Below are 17,639 nucleotides of genomic sequence, written 5' to 3' on the forward strand. Positions count from 1 at the left end.
AAGTTGGGATGCCGCGAAGTTGGACGGGCCGCCCGCGCGCGGCTGGGACAATGGTGGGGTGACCCCCTTCGAGATCGTGCAACTCGTGCTGCGCGTTCTCATCGCCGTGATGTTCATCGGCATGGGCATCAACCACTTCCGCCCGAGGCTCGCCAGGGGCATGGCCGCCATGATCCCGCCTGGGCTGCGCTGGAGCGGCCCGCTGCGTCCCCTCAACCTCGTCTACTTCACCGGCGTGTGCGAGATCGCGGGCGGCGTGGGTCTGCTCGTGCCGTGGACGGCGTTCGCCGCGGGCATCGCCCTCGTGTTCTTTCTCATCGCCGTGTTCCCGGCCAACCGGTTCGCGTCTGAGCATCCGGAGCGGTTCGGGGCGGCGGCCATCCCGTTCTGGCCCCGTTGCATCGCCCAGCTCGTGCTGATCGCCCTGATTCTCGTCGCCATCGTCTGACCGGCGTCTCGCTGCGGTCGGGGCTCAGGCGAGCGCGACGAGGCTCGTCGACATCGCGGCGACCGCGGTGAGCCCCACGAGCAGGAGCACGGCCAGCACGAGGGGCGACCGGCGCCGTGCGAGCAGGAACGCCGCCACATACACGACCGGGGCGATGGCCAGGTCGACGATCAGCAGCGTCCACGGGATGGGGACGAGGGCGAGGGCGAGGGCATTACGCACGCCGTTCGTTGCACTGATCTGGGTCACGACTCCGACGACGTTGGAGATCGCCTCGAACAGGTCGTAGGCGTAGAACAGGCCGAAGACGATCGCCACGCCGATGCCGACCCAGCCGAGCCGGACGGCGGGTCGACGCTCGTCGCTCGTCGGACGATCGGTTGTCGGCTCGTGCGTGCTCGCTGCATCCGTCATGAACGCCCCAATACGAGGATGAAGGGCCACGGCGCGAGGAGTGCCACCCCGAGCAGAAGCCAGAGGATTCTGGCCCACGCCGGTCGATCGCGGGCCACGGAGAGCACGCCGACGAACCAGGCGGCCGGGGAGGCGATCGTGAGCACCTCGCCGAGCCGGTACATGAAGTCGAAGAACGGGTTGGGGATCGTGAGCGTGTCGCGTTGCGCGGCGATGATCCAGCCGACGATGAAGAGCAGAAACACCCCGCCGAACACCCCGTAGCTCACGAGCAGGGGCGAGCTGATGCCGACGGCCTCCTCGGGGTGGTCCCCGGACTCGGGCTCCGCCACGAGGGCGTCGACGTGGGTCGGATCGCTCTCGGCGCCCCAGGTCAGGCCCTCGTCATCCGGATGCACAGTCACGCCAAAACCCTAGCCCAGCGATGAGGCTTCTCCCCCTGCGCCCGAAAACGCAGGAGATGCACAGTGGAACCGACCACATCGACGGGTTCACGGCACGAAACCGCCGAATCTCCTGCATTTTCGGAAGGAGCGGATGACGCCGGCTGGGAGGATGCCGACAGCGGCCGCAACCGTTACAAGCCCGTCACATTGATGATGTTGACTCTGAGGACAATGGACCTCATCGACGTGCGCGAGATCCGGGTGCCGACCGCCCGCGGCGGACTGATCTTCGCCCCCGGCGAGAGACCCTTCGGCGGCGGCACCTGGCTGTTCTCCGAGCCGCAGCCCGGACTCACCGGCCTGGTCGACCTCACCGCGCTCGGCTGGGAACCGATCCGGCGCACGGAGGCTGGCCTCGAGATTGCCGCGACCTGCACGATCGCCGAGCTCGCCGCCCTCACCCCCGAGCACTCGCGCGCCCCGCGGCCCGGCCAGGCCGCCGACGCGCTGTTCTGGCAGTGCGCCACCTCCCTGCTCGCGTCGTTCAAGGTCTGGAACGTCGCGACCATCGGCGGCAACATCGCCCTCGCCCTGCCGGCCGGGCCGATGACATCCCTCGCGGCCTCCCTCGACGCCGTCGCCGTCGTCTGGACGGCGGACGGCGGGGAACGCCGCACTCCCGTCGCCGAGCTCGTCACCGGGGTGCGCAGCACGGGGTTGGCGCACGGGGAGGTGCTGCGCTCCATCGAGTTCCCGGCGTCGAGCCTCGCCGCACGCACCGGATTCCGCCGCATCGCCCTCTCCCCCCTCGGCCGCGCCGGCACAGTCGTCATCGCCCGCGTCGACGCCTCCGGCGAGACGGTGATCACGGTGACCGGTGGCACGACCCGGCCGCACCAGCTACGGTTCGACGAACTTCCCGGCGACCGCGCTCTCGCCGACGCGTTGGACGGGATCGACGACTGGTATTCGGATGCTCACGGAACGCCGGACTGGCGGCGCGCGATGAGCCTGCTATTCGCCGAGCAGCTGCGGGTGGAACTGGGAGGGGCGACATGAGATTCGAGGTGAACGGAGAGCCGGTCGACGCCGATCCACGACCCGGCCAGGTGCTGCGAACCCTGCTGAGGGAGCTCGACCACTTCGAGGTGAAGAAGGGATGCGACTCCGGTGACTGCGGCGCGTGCTCCGTGCTGCTCGACGGCGCGCCCATCCACTCCTGCATCTACCCCGCGCACCGGCTCGACGGCGCGAACGTGACCACCGTCGCGGGCCTCGGCACGCCGGAGCATCCGCATCCGCTGCAGGAGAGCTTCGTCGCGGCCGGCGGATTCCAGTGCGGCTTCTGCACGGCCGGCCTGATCGTGACGGCCTCGACCTTCACCGAGGACGACCGGCACGACCTGCCCCGTCTGCTCAAGGGCAACTTCTGCCGCTGCACCGGCTACCGGTCCATCGAGGACGCGATCTGCGGAGTCGCCAACACCGAGGTCGCACCGACGGGCGACCTCACCGGACGTTCGGTCGCCCCACCGGCCGCCCTGCGCGTGGTCACCGGCACCGAGGGCTACACGCTGGACCTCAAGACCACCGGGTTGCTGCACCTCGCCGTGCTCGGCAGCCCGCACGCGCACGCCAGAATCGTCTACCTCGACACGAGCGCGGCCGAGGCGATCGAGGGGGTGCACGCCGTTCTCACCTACCGCGAGTCGCCAGCCACCCTCTTCTCCACCGGCCGGCACGAGCAGCGCACCGACGACCCGGACGACTCCCTCGTGCTCGACCCGGTGCTGCGGTTCCACGGCCAGCGCGTCGCCGCGGTCGTCGCCGACACCGTGGCCATCGCCGAGCGCGCCCTTGCCGCCATCCACGTCGGGTACGAGCTTCTGCCTGCCGTCTGGGACCCGGAGGAGTCCCGCTCCCCCGGCGCGCCCCTGCTGCACGCGACGAAGGGGCCGGAGTCCCGCATCGCCGACCCCGCGCGCAACACCGTCGCCGAGTTCCACGGTGAGACCGGCGACGTCGAGGCGGCGCTCGCCACGGCCGACGCCGTGGTCTCCGGCACCTGGCGCACCCAGCGGGTGAACCATGCCGCGCTCGAGACGCACGCCACCCGCGGCTGGCTCGATGCCGATGGGCGACTCGTGCTGCGCACCTCCAGCCAGGTGCCGTTCCTCGTGCGCGACGAGCTGTGCCACATCTTCGGCCTCGAGACCGACCGGGTGCGGGTCTTCACCGCCCGGGTCGGCGGAGGCTTCGGCGGCAAACAGGAACTGCTCACCGAGGACATCGTCACCCTCGCCGTGCTTCGCACCGGCCGCGCGGTGCAATACGAGTTCACCCGGGAGGACGAGTTCCGCACCGCCCCGCCGCGGCATCCGATGCGCGTCGCCGTCACACTCGGGGCCACCCGCGACGGCGTGCTCACCGCGATGGCCGTCGACGAGCTCGCGGACACCGGCGCGTACGGCAACCACGGAATCGGGGTGATGTACCACAGCATCCACGAGTCGACGAGCGTCTACCGCTGTCCGAACAAGCGGGTGGATGCCCAGTCGGTGTACACGAACAACCTGCCATCCGGCGCCTTCCGCGGCTACGGGCTCGGGCAGGTGATCTTCGCGGTGGAGTCGGCTATGGACGAGCTCGCGCGGAAGCTCGGGATCGACCCGTTCGAGCTGCGGCGACGCAACGTGATCGTGCCGGGCGACCCGATGATCGTCGCGGACGCCGACGAACGCACCGACCTGCTGATCGGCAGCTACGGCCTCGACCAGTGCCTGGACCTCGCAGAGGCCGCGCTGGCGAGAGGCACCGGGGTGGCCGCGCCGACCGGGGACACCTGGGGCGTGGGAACGGGGATGGGCATCGCGATGATCGCGACCGTGCCGCCGCGCGGGCACTTCGCAGACACGAGCGTGAGCCTGCTCGACGACGGACGTTTCGAGGTGAACGTGGGCACGGCCGAGTTCGGCAACGGCACGACGACGGTGCATGCCCAGTTCGTGGCGACCGCGCTCAACACGACCGTCGACCGCGTGGTGATCCTGCAGTCGGACACCGATGTCGCCCGCTACGACACGGGCGCCTTCGGCTCGGCCGGGGTGGTGGTGGCCGGCAAGGCGCTGCTCGCGGCCTCCGGCAAGCTCCGGGACCGCATGCTCGCCCGAGCCGCGTCGCTCGGCTACCTGGGCGGCGTCGTCGAGGACGGGGGCGTGCGGGCCGGGGACATTCTCGTTCCGGCATATGAGCTGCTCGAGGCCGGCCCGCTCATCGCCGACGGGAGCCACGACGGCACGCCACGGTCGGTCGCGTTCAATGTGCACGCCTTCCGGGTGGCCGTCGACCGCTCGACCGGCGAGGTGCGAATCCTGCAGTCGATCCAGGCCGCGGACGCGGGGACGGTGCTCAACCCCGAGCAGTTGCGCGGGCAGATCGAGGGCGGAACGGCCCAGGCGATCGGCACGGCCCTGTACGAGGAGCTGCTGCTCGACCACGAGGGCACCGTCACGAGTGCGGCGTTCCGCAACTATCACCTGCCCCAGTTCGCGGACATCCCGCACACGGAGGTCTACTTCGCGTCCACGCACGACCCGTTCGGGCCGCACGGCGCCAAGTCGATGAGTGAGGCGCCGTACAACCCGGTGGCTCCCGCCCTCGCGAACGCCGTGCGCGACGCCCTCGGCATTCGCCCGTTCGAGCTGCCGATGTCGCGCGACCGGGTGTGGCGGCTCGGGAGGTAGCCGCCGGTCCGTTCCGCGACATCAGCTCGACACATCGGCGTGCTAGGAACTCACCATGCTCACTCTCTCCGGCGCCCTCCGCATCGTCATCGACGAGACCACCGAGCGCGAGGGTGATCTCGTCGTCGACGACGGAGTCGTCGTGGAGGCGGCGGCGCGTTCGGGCGGCGAGACCATCGACGTGTCGGGCTGCGTGCTCACCCCCGGGCTCGTCAACGCCCACCACCACCTGCTGCAGACCGCCTTCCGCACCCTGCCGGGCACCCGCGGCGTTCCGATGGCCGACTGGCTGCCGACAATGGCGGCCGCCTACGCCCGGGTGGGAGTGGATGCCGAGCTCGCCCACGCGGCCGCGTCGGTCGGCGTCACGGAGGGCCTGCTGAACGGGGTGACGACCGTCGCCGACCACCACCTGACCTGGCCGGCCGGAGCGGACACGGTCGCCATCGCGAAAGCGACGGCGGGGGCCGTGCGCGGCCTCGGCGCCCGGCTCACCTTCGTTCGCGGCTCCGCCCGCGACGACCCTCAGGAGGCCGCGGCCTCCGCCGAGGCGATCATCGCCGCACTGCTGCCCGGCACGACCGGCGGCGTGAGCGCCGACGGCATGCTCCAGCTCGCGGTGGGGCCGGCCGGGGTGCACAGCGACTCCCGCGAGACCTTCGAACTGCTCGGCGAGGTGGCCGCGCGGCACGGGCTGCGCCGTCGCAGCCAGGCCAACGAACAGGTGGATGTGGCGATCGCGCTCGAGAGGTACGGCCGTCGCCCGATCGACCTGCTCGAGGAGTGGGGCTGGCTCGCCGCGGACGTGACGCTCGCCCACCTCTGCGACGTGACCGGCGCGGAGATCGCGCGGCTCGCATCCGCCGGCATCACCGCGACCCATGCCCCCGGCTGCGACCTGCCGATGGGCTGGGGGATCGCCCCGGTCGCCGCGTTACGCGCCGCCGGCATCACCGTGGGCCTCGGCACCAGCGGCGGCGGCAGCAACGACGCGGGGCACCTGCTCGCGGATGCCCGGCTCGCCATGCAGGTGGCCCCGCTCGTCGGGCCGCCGATCGACGCCCGTTCGGTGCTCGCCATGGCGACGGCCGGCTCCGCCGCCGGGCTCGGCCGCCCGGAACTCGGGCACCTGCGCGCGGGCGCGGCCGCCGACCTGTGCGTCTGGGACGTGTCGGGGGCTGCGGATGCCGGGGTCGCCGACCCCGTGGCCGGCCTGCTCTGGGCGAACCCCGGCCGCCGTCCCCGACACGTTGTCGTGGCCGGGCGCGTGGTCGTGCGCGACTACGAGCTCGTGCACGAGGACGAGCGGGAGCTCGTCGCGGCCCTCGCGGAGCGGATCGCCCGCTAGGCCGAAGCCCCCTGAACCGACGACCACCGTGCCGACGGCCGTCGTGCTGACGACCACTGTGCCGAAGCCCGCTGTGCTGGCGACCGCTGTGCTGGCGACTTACAAGTCAAGCACGAGCCGCGGTCCGGCCGCGCGGGAGACGCAGATGTACATCACCGAGTTCTCCGCCTGCTCGTCCGGGGTGAGGATCGAGTCCCGGTGGTCCACCTCGCCCTCCAGCACCACCGTCTCGCACGTGCCGCAGGTACCCTCGCGGCAGCTCGACAGCACGAATGCGCCCGCCTCCTCTGCCAGGTCGAGGATGCTGCGCTCCGGTGGAACGGTCACCGTCACCCCCGTGCCCGCGAGCTCCACGTCGAACGCCCCATCGAGCAGGGGCGGCCCGAGCGTCTTCGCCTCGAAGCGCTCGACGTGCAGCGGCCTGCCGGCCGCGGCGGTCTCGACCGCGTCGATGTACTGGGCCGGCCCGCAGCAATAGACCACGTATTCGGGGTCGAGGCCGGCGAAGAGCGCGTCGAGGTCGAGTCGGTTCCCCTCATCCGAGGCGTGCACGAACGCGCGGCCCTGGTGCGCGTCGGTGATCTCGTCCACGAGCGCCATCGAGGTGCGGGACCGCCCGGAGTAGTGCAGGGTGAAGTCGACGCCGGCCGCGGCCGCGGCGTCGACCATCGCCGCGATCGGCGTTATCCCCACTCCTCCGGCCAGGAACAGGTAGCGGGTGCCGGCCTGCGGCTCGAAGGCGAAGTGATTGCGGGGCCCGCGCACGCGCAGGGCTGCCCCGACAACCAGGGCGGAGTGCAGCCAGGCCGAGCCGCCCCGGCCGCCCGGCTCGCGAAGCACGCCGATGCGCCAGGATCCGGCAGGGGCCGGCAACAGCGAGTACTGGCGTTCGCCGATGCCGGGCAGGATCACGTCGATGTGGGCGCCGGGGCTCCAGGCCGGCAGCGGTGCGCCGTCCGGGGCACGCAGCTCGAAGATGTCGACGTCGTCCGACGCACGGCTGCGCCGGACGACGCCCGTGTCGAGTTCGGTCTCGTGGTGGTCCGTCACAGTCGTACCGGCTTCTCCTTGACCACGAAGAGCCGATACCCGTCGGCGTCGATGGCGCTCCAGCGGTGCGGGGTTCCGCCGACGTAGTAGAGCGAGTCACCCTCGCGCAGGGTAGACGTGCCGTGCTCCGCGAGGTCGATCACCACGGTGCCGGCCACCACGTGCACGAACTCGTCCTCGGCGTGCACGAAGTACTCGCCGGCGTCGAGGTTGTCGCCCGTGAACTCCATGGGGTGGAACCGGCGCCTGCCGTGCACGAGCAGCCGCCCGGTGCCGCCGCCGTACGGCCCGCGGGTGCCCTCGTCGGCGCGCACGAGCACGGTCGGGGACTCCACCGGCTCCGCCGCGTCTTCGGCGGCCGCCATGAGCTCAAGCTGGCTCGTCCCAAGGGCTCGCGCGATCTTTTCGAGCGAGACCATGCTCGGGCGGGCGCGGCCGCGTTCGAGCTGGCTCAGGAACGGATGCGACAGCTGGGCGATCGCCGCCAGCTGCACGAGCGTAAGCCCGCGAGCGCGGCGGAGGGCGCGGATGCGGCCGCCGATGGCCGAGGCCTGCTGGTCGATCGCGGTGTCGAGCGAGGTGACGTTGTCCTCCTGGTCTTTGGTTGGCCCAGCCTCTGGTGGGCCCGAGATCCACTATCGCCGGACCGGCGGGAGCGATGGCGGTGTTTTCCCAGCAATTTACACGTCGAAACGGGGGCGTTACACGCCGGAAACGCGCCGTGCCTAGCCTCGACAATGTTGAGGTTATCAACATTCGCGTGTAACCGGCTCAGCGCTGCGGTGGCTGCACACCCCTTGGATTCTTAGGGAGGCCGCCCATGCCCGCGCTTCCCCGTCGGCTCACCCTGCTGACCAACGCGACGCTCCCCGACGGCTCGGTGGTCGACGTCGAACTCGATGACGACACCGTGTGCACCGTCTGCCCCGCCGGCACCGGTCGGCCGGCCACCGCGCATCTGCCCGGCGCATCCCTCGACCTCGACGGCTTCCTGCTGCTCACCGCGCCGGCCGAACCTCACGCCCACCTCGACAAGGCCCTGTCCTGGGACCTGATCAACCCGCCCATGGGCGACCTCGGACTCGCGATCGCCTCGTGGAAGGACTACTCCTGCGTGATGACGGTGGAGAGCATCGCGGATCGGGCTCGGGAGGCCGCGTTGCTCATGCTGCGGCAGGGCACGACCGCGGTGCGCAGCCACGTGGACATGCTCACCGGGGACGACCCGCTGCGCGGCGTGCACGCGCTCTGCCAGGTGCGGGACGAACTCGCCGGGCTCATGGACATCGAGCTTGTCGCCCTCGCCGGCTGGAACACGATGGATTCCACGATCGAGCAGGCCCTTGACCTCGGCGTCGAACTGGTGGGCGGGGCTCCTCATCTCGCACCGGAGCCGCACGACGACCTGGGCCGGCTGCTCGCGATCGCCGAGCGTCGCGACGTCGGCGTCGACATCCACACCGACGAGGGGCTCTCCGGGGAACCCACGATCATCGAATTCGCCAGGATCGTGCGGGACTGGCCGGCCACCCGCACCGTGTCGGCCGGGCACTGCGTGCGCCTCGGCACGCTTGAGCCCGACGCGCTGCAGGCGGTGATCACCGAGGTGCTCGCGAGCGACATCGGGATAATCTCCCTGCCGATCACCAACCTCTACCTGCAGGGCCGGCAGCACGCGGTGTCCACTCCGCGCGGGCTCACCGCGCTGCGCGCGCTGCTGGATTCCGGGGTGCGGGTGGGGGCCGGGGCCGACAACGTGCGCGACCCGTTCAACCCGGTGGGGCGCAGCGACGCTCTCGAGACGGCGTCCCTGCTCGTGACCGCCGGCCACCTCACGCTCGACGAGGCGTACGCCGCGGTGAGCACCGGGGCGCGCTCGGTGATGTCGCTCCCCCTTGCCGGCGTCGAGGTGGGGGCGCGGGCGGAACTGCTCGCCGTGCGCGGCGCCACCCTCTCGGATGTCGTGGCGAACGCCTCGGCCGACCGTTTCGTGATCCACGCCGGCAGCCTCGTCGCCCAGAGCCGGGTGACCTACGAAGTGGCCGCGCCCTCCACCGCCCCGCTAACCAGAAGAGAGGTGATGCTGTAGATGTCCGCGACAGCTCCCGCCCGGCCCACCGCCGCGCCCCGGTCCGCCGGAACCCTGCTCGACTTCACCAACGTGGAGATGACCTTCCCCAACGGCACCGTCGCCCTTCGCGGGGTCGACCTCACCGTGAACCGGGGCGAATTCGTCACCGTGGTCGGGCCGTCGGGGTGCGGAAAGTCGACACTCCTGCGCATCGCGTCGGGCCTCGAGGTGTCTTCGGAGGGCAGCGTCGTCGTGGACACCGATCGCATCGGCTACGTCTTCCAGGACGCAACGCTGCTGCCCTGGCGCTCCGTCGCCGACAACGTGGAGCTGCTGGCCGAGTTGAGCGGCATGAAGGCGAAGGAGCGGCGCACGAAGGCACAGGAGGCCATCGATCTGGTCGGCCTCGGTGGCTTCGAGAAGAACCTGCCCAAGCAGCTGTCAGGGGGCATGAGGATGCGCACCTCGCTCGCCCGCTCGCTCACCCTCGAACCTGAGCTGTTCCTCTTCGACGAGCCGTTCGGCGCCCTCGACGAGATCACCCGCGAGCGCCTCAACGACGAGCTGCTGCGGCTCTTCGTAGAGAAGCAGTTCGCCGGGTTGTTCATCACCCACTCCGTCTCCGAGGCCGTCTACCTCTCGACCAAGGTCATCGTGATGTCCGGCCGGCCTGGGTCGATCGTCGGCACCTTCGACGTGCCCTTCCCGATGCCGCGGGATCCGGACATCCGCTTCACCCCGGAGTTCGGGGCCCTCGTCGGCGAAGTCTCCCACGCGCTCAGAGAGGGGCACAGCTGATGTCATTGACGTCGAGCCAGGAAATCACTTCGGGCGCCACTTCGGATTCTCAACGGCAGCAGGTGCGTGTCTTCCGGTTCTACTCGCGCCGGTCGTCGCTGTGGTGGCCACCACTGGTCGTGTTCGCGATTCTCGTGGGAGTCGGCTACGTCATCGCGCTGTACTACGACAAGGTGGTGCAGCTGCCCTACCTGATCCCGTATCCGCATCTCGTGCTCAAAGAATTCTACGGCGACCCGTTCTTCACACCCCTCCTCTACGCCGATCTGCTGAACACGACCCAGGTTGCGCTCACCGGGCTGGCCTGCGCCATCATCATCGGTGTCGGGTGGGCAACCCTGATGTCACTCGCAAAATGGATCGAACGATCGCTCTATCCCTATGCGGTGATCCTCCAGTGCATCCCGATCCTGGCCCTGGTGCCATTGATCGGGTCCCTCTTCGGGTACGAGTTTCTCTCCCGGGTGATCGTGGCCACAATCATCGCCATCTTCCCCATGGTCTCCAACACCCTCTTCGGTCTCCAGTCTGTGGATCAATCGCAGCGGGAACTCTTCGAGCTCCAGGGTGCCGGAAGGGTCACCACGCTGATGAAATTGAGGTTCCCAGCGGCCATGCCGTCGATCTTCCTCGGGCTTCGCAACGCCGCGGGACTCTCCGTTATCGGCGCGATCGTGGGTGACCTCTTCTTCCAGCGCGGCACGCCGGGCCTCGGAGTGCTCATCCAGGTGGCGACCGCGCGTCTCAACGGTCCCGGCACCTTCGCCGCGATCATCATCGCCTCACTGCTCGGCATCGCGGTCTTCCTCTTCTTCGGCCGGCTCGGCCGCCTCGTCGTGGGCAAGTGGTACGACTTCGGCTGATCGTCCCCGGTTTTTACCCGCAACACCCTTCGCACCCCCACCACCAAGAGGAGAAGCAATGCACAGAACAGCAGTTCGCTCCACCATCGCCGTCGGCATGGTGTTCGCTGCGGGAATCGCCCTGGCCGGTTGCGCGAGCAGCCCGTCCAGCAGCAGCAGCTCGGCACCGACCGCCGCAGCAGGCGCCGTCGACCTGTCCGGAGTTTGCCCGGCAACCGTCACCATCCAGACCGACTGGAACCCGGAGGCCGACCACGGCCACCTCTACCAGCTTCTCGGGCCGAACCCCGTGATCAACGCCGACAAGAAGGCGGTGAGCGGTGACCTCTACTCCGGCGGCAAGTCCACCGGGGTCAAGGTCGAGGTGCGCTCGGGCGGCCCGGCCATCGGCTTCTCCACCGTGAGCTCCGAGCTGTACAAGGACAAGGACATCACCCTCGCCTACGTCTCCACCGACGAGGCCGTGCAGCTGTCGGCGACCCTGCCGACCACCGCGGTGTTCGCCGAGAACAACATCTCCCCGCAGATGATCATGTGGGACCCGTCCACCTATCCGAAGGTCAAGACCATCAAGGACCTCGGCGAGGCGCTCAAGGCGGACGGCGGTGTCGTGCGCTACTTCCAGGGGGCCGCGTACATGGGCTACCTGCAGGGCTCGGGGATCCTCCCGGAGGCGCAGACGGATGGCGCGTACGACGGCACCCCCGCCAAGTTCGTCACGGCCAAGGGCAAGGACGGCCAGCAGGGCTTCGCCACGGCCGAGCCGTACATCTACGAGAACGAGGTGAGCGCGTGGGGCAAGCCGGTGAACTTCCAGCTCATCAACGACACGGGCTACCCGATCTACCCCGAGGCCATCTCGGTGCGCAGCGGTGACCTCGAGAAGCTCAGCCCCTGCCTCAAGAAGCTGGTGCCGGTGCTGCAGCAGGCCGACGTGGACTACATCTCGAAGCCGGCGGCGACCAACACGCTCATCGCCGACCTCGTGACGGCCTACAACAACGGCTGGGTCTACTCCGAGAAGGTCGCGGACTTCGGCGTCAGCCAGATGAAGAAGCTCAAGATCGCCACGAACGGCGACAACGCCTACGTCGGCGACTTCGACGAGGCGCGCGTGCAGAAGGTCATCGACATCGACACCCCGCTGTTCACGAAGACGGGGTCAGCGCCGAAGGCCGGACTGAAGGCGACCGACCTGTTCACCAACGAATTCATCGACAAGACGATCGGATTCTGAACCACTCATGAATGACCCACTGGTGACGGCGACCGGGCGGCTCGCGGGCAAGCGCGTCGTCGTCACCGGTGGGGCACGGGGCATCGGCGGGGCGATCGCCAACCGATTCGCGTCGGAGGGTGCCAGCGTGAGCATCCTCGACCGGCTCGTCGACGAGGGCTCGCGCCTCGCCGGCGAGCTCGGCGGCAGCTTCCACGCCGTCGACCTCGTCGATCCGGTCGACACGACGGCGGCCACCGAGGCGGCGATCGCCGGACTCGGCGGCATCGACATCCTCGTCAACAGCGCCGGCATCCTGCGCTGCCTGCCGCTGCTCGAGGTGACCGTCGCCGACTGGAACGAGATGTTCTCGATCAACACCCGGGCGATGCTCACCACCATGCAGGTCGCCGCGCGGTCGATGATCGCGGCGGGCGAGGGCGGCAAGATCATCAACCTCGCGAGCATGGCGGCGAAGAGGGGCGGGGCCGGCGAGGGCCACTACGCCGCCTCGAAGGCCGCCGTCGTCGCGCTCACCCGGGTTGCGGCGCTCGAGTGGGGCGAGCACGGCATCGTCGCGAACTCGCTCTGCCCCGGCTACGTGCTCACCGACATGGGCGCCGCCACCCGCACCGACGACGATGTGAAGACCTGGTCGTCGTTCTCGCCGCTCGGCCGACTCGGCGAACCGTCGGATGTCGCGGGCGTCGCCCTGTTCCTCGCGTCCCAGGACGCCAACTACCTCACCGGCCAGGCGATCAACGTCACCGGCGGCATGGTCATGCACTGATTCGCGATCCACACTGATGCTCGATCCAAAGGAAATCCCATGAACGACCCCCTCACGGCACTCGAAACCGAACTTCGCGGAATCCTCGGCGACAAGGGGGTGAGCGCGGAACTCGTCGCGCGCGAACGCGCGTCGGTGGACGGGTCTCGGCTCTCCCCGGTGATCACCGAACAGCTCCCCCTCGGCCTCGCGGACCTCGTGGCGTGGCCGACAACCGCCGAGCAGGCCGCCCTCGCGGTGGCCGCCGCGGTGCGCCACGGCGTGCCGATCACCCCGCGCGGCAAGGGAACCGGCAACTACGGCCAGGCGATCCCGATGAGCGGCGGACTCGTGCTCGACCTGTCGAAGGCGCGCACGATCGTGGAGGTCGGTGACGGCTACATCACGGCGGATGCGGGGGCATCGCTCGCGGCGCTCGAGCAGGCCGCGAACCGGGCCGGCCAGCAGGTGCTGATGTATCCGTCCACCGCGAACTCGTCGATCGGCGGCTTCCTCTCCGGCGGCTCCGGCGGCACCGGCTCCATCAAACACGGCATGCTGCACACCGGATTCGCCCTCGCGCTCGACGTCGTGCACGCTGTTCCGGACGCGACTCTCGTGCACGTGGTGGGCGCGGATGCCGAACCATACATCCACAACTACGGCACGGCGGGCATCATCGTGCGCGCGACGGTCGCCCTCGAACCGCTGCAGGACTGGCGCGGATTCTTCGCGAGCTTCGACACGTTCGAGCAGGCGCTCGCCGTGATCCGCCCGTTCGCCGACCTCGAGCCGACGCCCAGGCTCGTGTCGGCCGACCAGGCCACTCTCGCGAACGCGCTGCCGACGGATGCGGCGATCCCCGCCGACCGGGCGAGCCTGCGGGCGATTCTCGATGCGGCATCCGTCGCGGAGGCGACCAGGCTCGTCGAGGCGGCCGGCGGCCTGGTCGAGGACGTGAGGGAGGGCGCCCAGGCCTCGATGAAGATCAGCATGATGTCGTACAACCACCCGATCGAGTGGCTGCAGAAGGCCTATCCAGACACCTACTTCCACGTCGAGGTGTCCGGCGATGCGCTCGTCGACCGCATCGACGAGGTGCAGGCCGTGTACCCGGGAGGGATGCTGCACATCGAGGCGCAGAAGGGCCGCCCGATCGGGATGCTCGCGGGCGTCTACTCCACCGCGGACGAGGTCTACGCGGGTTTCGACCGACTGGCCGAACTCGGGGTCGGCTACCACAACCCGCACCAGTGGTTCGTGGACTACCAGCCGGAGCGCACCGCGCGGCTGGCCGAGACGACCGACCCGCACGGCCTGCTCAACCCGGGCAAGCTGCGGCGCGAACCGGCCGTCGTGACGGGAGACCAGCGATGAACACCCGCAACCTCGTCGACCTGTCCGGTCCGGCCGCGAACGCTGCACTCACCGAGGACTCGATCCTCGTGCTGCCGACCGGCGCGATCGAGCATCACGGTCCGCACCTGCCGCTCTCCACCGACTACCTCATGGCCGACCAGATCGGGCGGGCCGTCGTGGAGACCGCCGCCGCGGCCGGCCGCGACGTCTGGCTGCTGCCGTCCCTCGCCTACACGAAGTCGGACGAGCACCACTGGGCGCCCGGCACCGTGTGGCTCACCTGGGACACGCTCATGCAGACGGTCGTAGACATCGGCCGGTCGGTCGCCGCGACCCCCGCGAAGACTCTCGTGTTCTACAACGGGCACGGCGGCAACATCGCCCTGCTGCAGGTGGCGCTGCGCGAGCTGCGCCGCCGGTTCGGGCTGCGCACGTTCCTGATGGGGGCATCGATCACCGCCGGCGACGGGATCGATGGCCCGGACGAGCGCGGCTTCGGCATCCACGGCGGGCACAGCGAGACATCCATGATCCTTCACCTCCGGCCGGATCTCGTTGACCTCTCCCTCGCCGAGCGATGGGTGCCGGACCACATGGCCGACCTCGAGCACATCAAGTTCAACGGCGGGCCGGTGAGCTTCGGGTGGCTCAGCAACGACTTCGGGCCGTCCGGGGTGATTGGCGACGCCACCGGCGCGACGGCCGAATGGGGAGCGACGCTGTTCGAGCGCGCGGTGGCCAACGGGGTCGCGGCCCTCACCGAGATCGCCGGGTTCAGGCACCAGCCATGAGGGAGCCGAGCGAGCCGTGGGCCCTCGTGGCCGAGTGGCTGCCGGCAAACGACGACCCCGAGCGGCCGCAGATGACGGTCGCGACGGTGTCGGCATCCGGGGAGCCGGACGCCCGCACCGTGCTGCTCACCGAATTCGACGCGCAGGGCTTCTACTTCCACACCGACGCGCTGTCCCGCAAGGCGGCGAGCATCGTCGCCAATCCCGCCGTGGCGCTCTCCTTCCTCTGGCCGGGTTTCACGCGCCAGCTCGTGGTGCAGGGCCGGGCCGAGGTCGCGCCGGCGGCGGAGATCGCGGCGGCCTACCGGTCGCGTTCGCCGTACCTGCAGCAGCTCGCCTGGCTCAACACCTTCGAGTACGCGCAGATGCCGGATGAGGAGCGCCGCGCCCGCTGGGCGGCCTTCACGGCCTCCCACCCCTCGGGTTTCGAACAGCCGGACAACTGGATCGGCTTCCTCGTGCGCCCGAGTCGGATGACGTTCTGGACGAGCGACCAGGAGGCGGCGAGCCGCCGCCTCGAGTACCGGGCGACGTCCGGCGGATGGACGGTCGCGCACCTTCCCGGCTAGGCCGAGGGTGTGCGGGCGAGCAGGACGGTGTCGATCGCGACACCGCCAGCCACCTTCCGCTCGAGGCGGGCGCACTCCACGATGTCGAGGGCCGCGCCGGTCGCGGCGGCGCGCAGCTCCGCGACGTCGTGCAGGATCAGCGGGTTCTGCGGGCCGCCCATGCCGCGCGTGAGATTCTCGCGGTCGTGGCCGATCATGGCCAGGGTGCCGCCCGGCAGGAGGGACGCCGCGGCGTTGGCGACCGCCCGGGCGAGCTCCGCGGCCGGAAGCTGGAGGTAGGCGATCACGACGAGGTCGACCGGCTCCGGCGCGACCCACGCGGTCGCGTCCGCGACCACCCAGTCGATGCCGGCCCGATCGATGCCGGCCCGGTCGATGTCGGCCCGGTCGACGTCGGCCCGGTCGACGTCGGCCCGGTCGATGTCGCCGCGTTCAATGTCGCCGCGTTCTATGTCGCCGCCGAGCTCCGCGGCGCGCGCCTTCCCGATCGCGAGCCCCGCCGCCGAGAAGTCCACAGCGGTCACCGACCAGCCGAGGGACGCCAGCCACAGGGCGTTCCTGCCCTCGCCTGCCGCGAGATCCACCGCCCTGCCCGCTGGCAGCCCACCGACCGTCGACTCGACCCACGCGTTCGGCCCCCGCGACCACACCGTCGATCCGGCCGCTGCCGCCTGCGTGTAGCGCTCGTCCCACATCGCGTTGCTCATTCGCCCACCAACTCCAACTCATCAGAAATCCGCGCGAGCGCCTCGGCGAACCAGGCCTCCCGGCCGGGGCCGGCGCCGCCGGACAGGTTCACTCCCGCGACGCCGTCGATCGCGAGGAACGACCGCGCCAGGTCGGCGGCGGCGGCCACGCCCTCCGCGAATGGATCGCGCGCGGCGAGGATGCGGTCGAGGTAGCCGTCCGGGAGGACGAGCGTCGTGAAGCTCCGCAGCAGCTCCGCGCTGCCCCGGTCGACGACGATGGGCACGCAGGGGATGAACCCCATTGTCACGCCGACGTCCTGCGAGGCGCGGACGAACGCGGCTACGGCCGCCGCGCCTCCGCAGTGGTTGACGAAGCAGACCTCCGCTCCCGCGTGCTGCTTCTCGAGCAGCCGGGACGGGCGGCGATCCACCGGCGGGGCGGCCGGCGACTCCGCGACCGAGACGAGGTGCCCGTTCGCGCGGGCGAGCGCGGCCGCCTCCGTGGAGTCGAGGTCGAACACCGGCAGGGCATCGGGCCGCGACCCGGTGAGGGTGTGGTCGCCGGTGACGCAGTGCACCCCGGACACGCCGACGTGGGCGAGGCCGGCGAGCTCGCCCTCCATCGCCACCCGGTTTCGGTCGCGGCAGTTGAACCCGGTCCACACGTCGAGTCCGGCCGACCGGATGAGGTGGGCGCGATACGAGGGCGAGAACTGCACGCGCGCGGTTCCGGCGTCCCCGGCGAGCACGGCATCCACGCGTCCACCCAGCGCCGCGGCGCACTCCGCGAGAGACGCCGCGTCGAGGGCGCGCGCCGGGAAGTCGGCGACGACGACCTGCCTCGCGGCAAGGAGCCCGCGCATCCGCACGGCGCCGACGGACTGGGGCGGCATCGACCGGGGCGTCGCGGACGGGCCGGGATCTGCGTCCCCGGCGTCGTTCCAGCGCACGGTCGGCGTCTCGAGGAACACGCACGCCTGCGGCGAGACCTCGCAGCTTCCGTCGAACTGCACCCCGCCGCACGGGCCGTACTCCATGCGCTTGGGACACTCGAGCAGGCCGGTCATGGCCTCAGCCTAGGGCGCCGTCGCGGAGGGAGAAAGCGCGCCGCGCGGCGGGGAAGAG

General features: G+C 70.4%; 18 protein-coding genes. 12 read left to right on the forward strand and 6 right to left on the reverse strand.

Going from position 1 to position 17,639, the window contains the following annotated elements:
* Positions 1-58 precede the first annotated feature (58 nt).
* Entirely contained in the window at positions 59-448 is a 390-nt protein-coding gene (locus VIM54_RS02185) for a DoxX family protein (RefSeq protein ID WP_331898776.1), read from the forward strand.
* 24 nt (positions 449-472) lie between these two features.
* On the opposite strand, the gene VIM54_RS02190 is transcribed toward VIM54_RS02185, so the two are convergent.
* Together VIM54_RS02190 and VIM54_RS02195 are read right to left on the reverse strand one after the other, a co-directional pair.
* Positions 473-862, reverse strand: coding sequence for a hypothetical protein (locus tag VIM54_RS02190; RefSeq protein WP_331898778.1), 390 nt, complete (start codon positions 860-862; stop codon positions 473-475).
* Positions 859-1,266 (reverse strand): hypothetical protein, encoded by a 408-nt coding sequence (locus VIM54_RS02195; RefSeq protein WP_331898780.1) that lies wholly within the window; start codon positions 1,264-1,266, stop codon positions 859-861. Before VIM54_RS02195 ends, VIM54_RS02190 begins: the two co-directional genes overlap by 4 nt.
* 213 nt (positions 1,267-1,479) lie before the next feature.
* On the opposite strand from VIM54_RS02195, the gene VIM54_RS02200 reads away from it, so the two are divergent.
* The 3 genes from VIM54_RS02200 to VIM54_RS02210 are packed head-to-tail and all read left to right on the forward strand — an operon-like array spanning position 1,480 to position 6,339.
* Entirely contained in the window at positions 1,480-2,307 is an 828-nt protein-coding gene (locus tag VIM54_RS02200) for an FAD binding domain-containing protein (protein ID WP_331898782.1), read from the forward strand.
* Positions 2,304-4,991: a molybdopterin-dependent oxidoreductase gene (locus VIM54_RS02205; protein ID WP_331898784.1), complete on the forward strand. Its 2,688-nt coding sequence runs from the start codon at positions 2,304-2,306 to the stop codon at positions 4,989-4,991. The genes VIM54_RS02200 and VIM54_RS02205 overlap by 4 nt, the downstream gene beginning before the upstream one ends.
* Before the next feature lie 55 nt (positions 4,992-5,046).
* The gene (locus VIM54_RS02210; protein WP_331898786.1) at positions 5,047-6,339 is read left to right on the forward strand and encodes an amidohydrolase family protein; all 1,293 of its coding nucleotides are present in this window, start codon (positions 5,047-5,049) and stop codon (positions 6,337-6,339) included.
* Positions 6,340-6,438: 99 nt separating this feature from the next.
* Here VIM54_RS02210 and VIM54_RS02215 read toward each other — a convergent pair whose 3' ends face one another.
* Both VIM54_RS02215 and VIM54_RS02220 read right to left on the reverse strand, forming a co-directional pair.
* Entirely contained in the window at positions 6,439-7,389 is a 951-nt protein-coding gene (locus VIM54_RS02215; protein ID WP_331898788.1) for a PDR/VanB family oxidoreductase, read from the reverse strand.
* The gene (locus VIM54_RS02220; protein WP_331898899.1) at positions 7,386-7,952 is read right to left on the reverse strand and encodes a helix-turn-helix domain-containing protein; all 567 of its coding nucleotides are present in this window, start codon (positions 7,950-7,952) and stop codon (positions 7,386-7,388) included. Before VIM54_RS02220 ends, VIM54_RS02215 begins: the two co-directional genes overlap by 4 nt.
* 257 nt (positions 7,953-8,209) lie before the next feature.
* Here VIM54_RS02220 and VIM54_RS02225 point away from each other — a divergent pair, with 257 nt between their 5' ends.
* The 8 genes from VIM54_RS02225 to VIM54_RS02260 are packed head-to-tail and all read left to right on the forward strand — an operon-like array spanning position 8,210 to position 15,825.
* Complete coding sequence (locus VIM54_RS02225) at positions 8,210-9,478, forward strand: amidohydrolase family protein (RefSeq protein ID WP_331898790.1); 1,269 nt, start codon at positions 8,210-8,212, stop codon at positions 9,476-9,478.
* The gene (locus VIM54_RS02230; RefSeq protein ID WP_331898792.1) at positions 9,479-10,258 is read left to right on the forward strand and encodes an ABC transporter ATP-binding protein; all 780 of its coding nucleotides are present in this window, start codon (positions 9,479-9,481) and stop codon (positions 10,256-10,258) included.
* Positions 10,258-11,121, forward strand: a complete 864-nt coding sequence (locus VIM54_RS02235; RefSeq protein ID WP_331898794.1) for an ABC transporter permease — start codon at positions 10,258-10,260, stop codon at positions 11,119-11,121. The genes VIM54_RS02230 and VIM54_RS02235 overlap by 1 nt, the downstream gene beginning before the upstream one ends.
* A gap of 58 nt (positions 11,122-11,179) precedes the next feature.
* A complete protein-coding gene (locus tag VIM54_RS02240; protein WP_331898796.1) occupies positions 11,180-12,358 on the forward strand; it encodes an ABC transporter substrate-binding protein in 1,179 nt (392 codons plus the stop codon).
* Between the two features lie 7 nt (positions 12,359-12,365).
* Positions 12,366-13,127, forward strand: a complete 762-nt coding sequence (locus VIM54_RS02245; RefSeq protein WP_331898798.1) for an SDR family oxidoreductase — start codon at positions 12,366-12,368, stop codon at positions 13,125-13,127.
* Positions 13,128-13,166: 39 nt separating this feature from the next.
* Positions 13,167-14,483 (forward strand): FAD-binding oxidoreductase, encoded by a 1,317-nt coding sequence (locus tag VIM54_RS02250; RefSeq protein ID WP_331898800.1) that lies wholly within the window; start codon positions 13,167-13,169, stop codon positions 14,481-14,483.
* The gene (locus tag VIM54_RS02255; RefSeq protein WP_331898802.1) at positions 14,480-15,256 is read left to right on the forward strand and encodes a creatininase family protein; all 777 of its coding nucleotides are present in this window, start codon (positions 14,480-14,482) and stop codon (positions 15,254-15,256) included. Before VIM54_RS02250 ends, VIM54_RS02255 begins: the two co-directional genes overlap by 4 nt.
* Complete coding sequence (locus VIM54_RS02260; protein WP_331898804.1) at positions 15,253-15,825, forward strand: pyridoxine/pyridoxamine 5'-phosphate oxidase; 573 nt, start codon at positions 15,253-15,255, stop codon at positions 15,823-15,825. Before VIM54_RS02255 ends, VIM54_RS02260 begins: the two co-directional genes overlap by 4 nt.
* Here VIM54_RS02260 and VIM54_RS02265 read toward each other — a convergent pair.
* Both VIM54_RS02265 and VIM54_RS02270 read right to left on the reverse strand, forming a co-directional pair.
* Positions 15,822-16,532, reverse strand: a complete 711-nt coding sequence (locus VIM54_RS02265) for a class I SAM-dependent methyltransferase (protein ID WP_331898806.1) — start codon at positions 16,530-16,532, stop codon at positions 15,822-15,824. The two genes, VIM54_RS02260 and VIM54_RS02265, sit on opposite strands and share 4 nt — an antisense overlap.
* Positions 16,529-17,581, reverse strand: a complete 1,053-nt coding sequence (locus VIM54_RS02270; RefSeq protein WP_331898808.1) for a methylenetetrahydrofolate reductase C-terminal domain-containing protein — start codon at positions 17,579-17,581, stop codon at positions 16,529-16,531. The genes VIM54_RS02265 and VIM54_RS02270 overlap by 4 nt, the downstream gene beginning before the upstream one ends.
* Between the last annotated feature and the right edge of the window lie 58 nt (positions 17,582-17,639).

It is taken from the genome of Lacisediminihabitans sp. (assembly GCF_036569425.1).
In the GTDB taxonomy this organism is placed as follows: Bacteria; Actinomycetota; Actinomycetes; order Actinomycetales; family Microbacteriaceae; genus Lacisediminihabitans.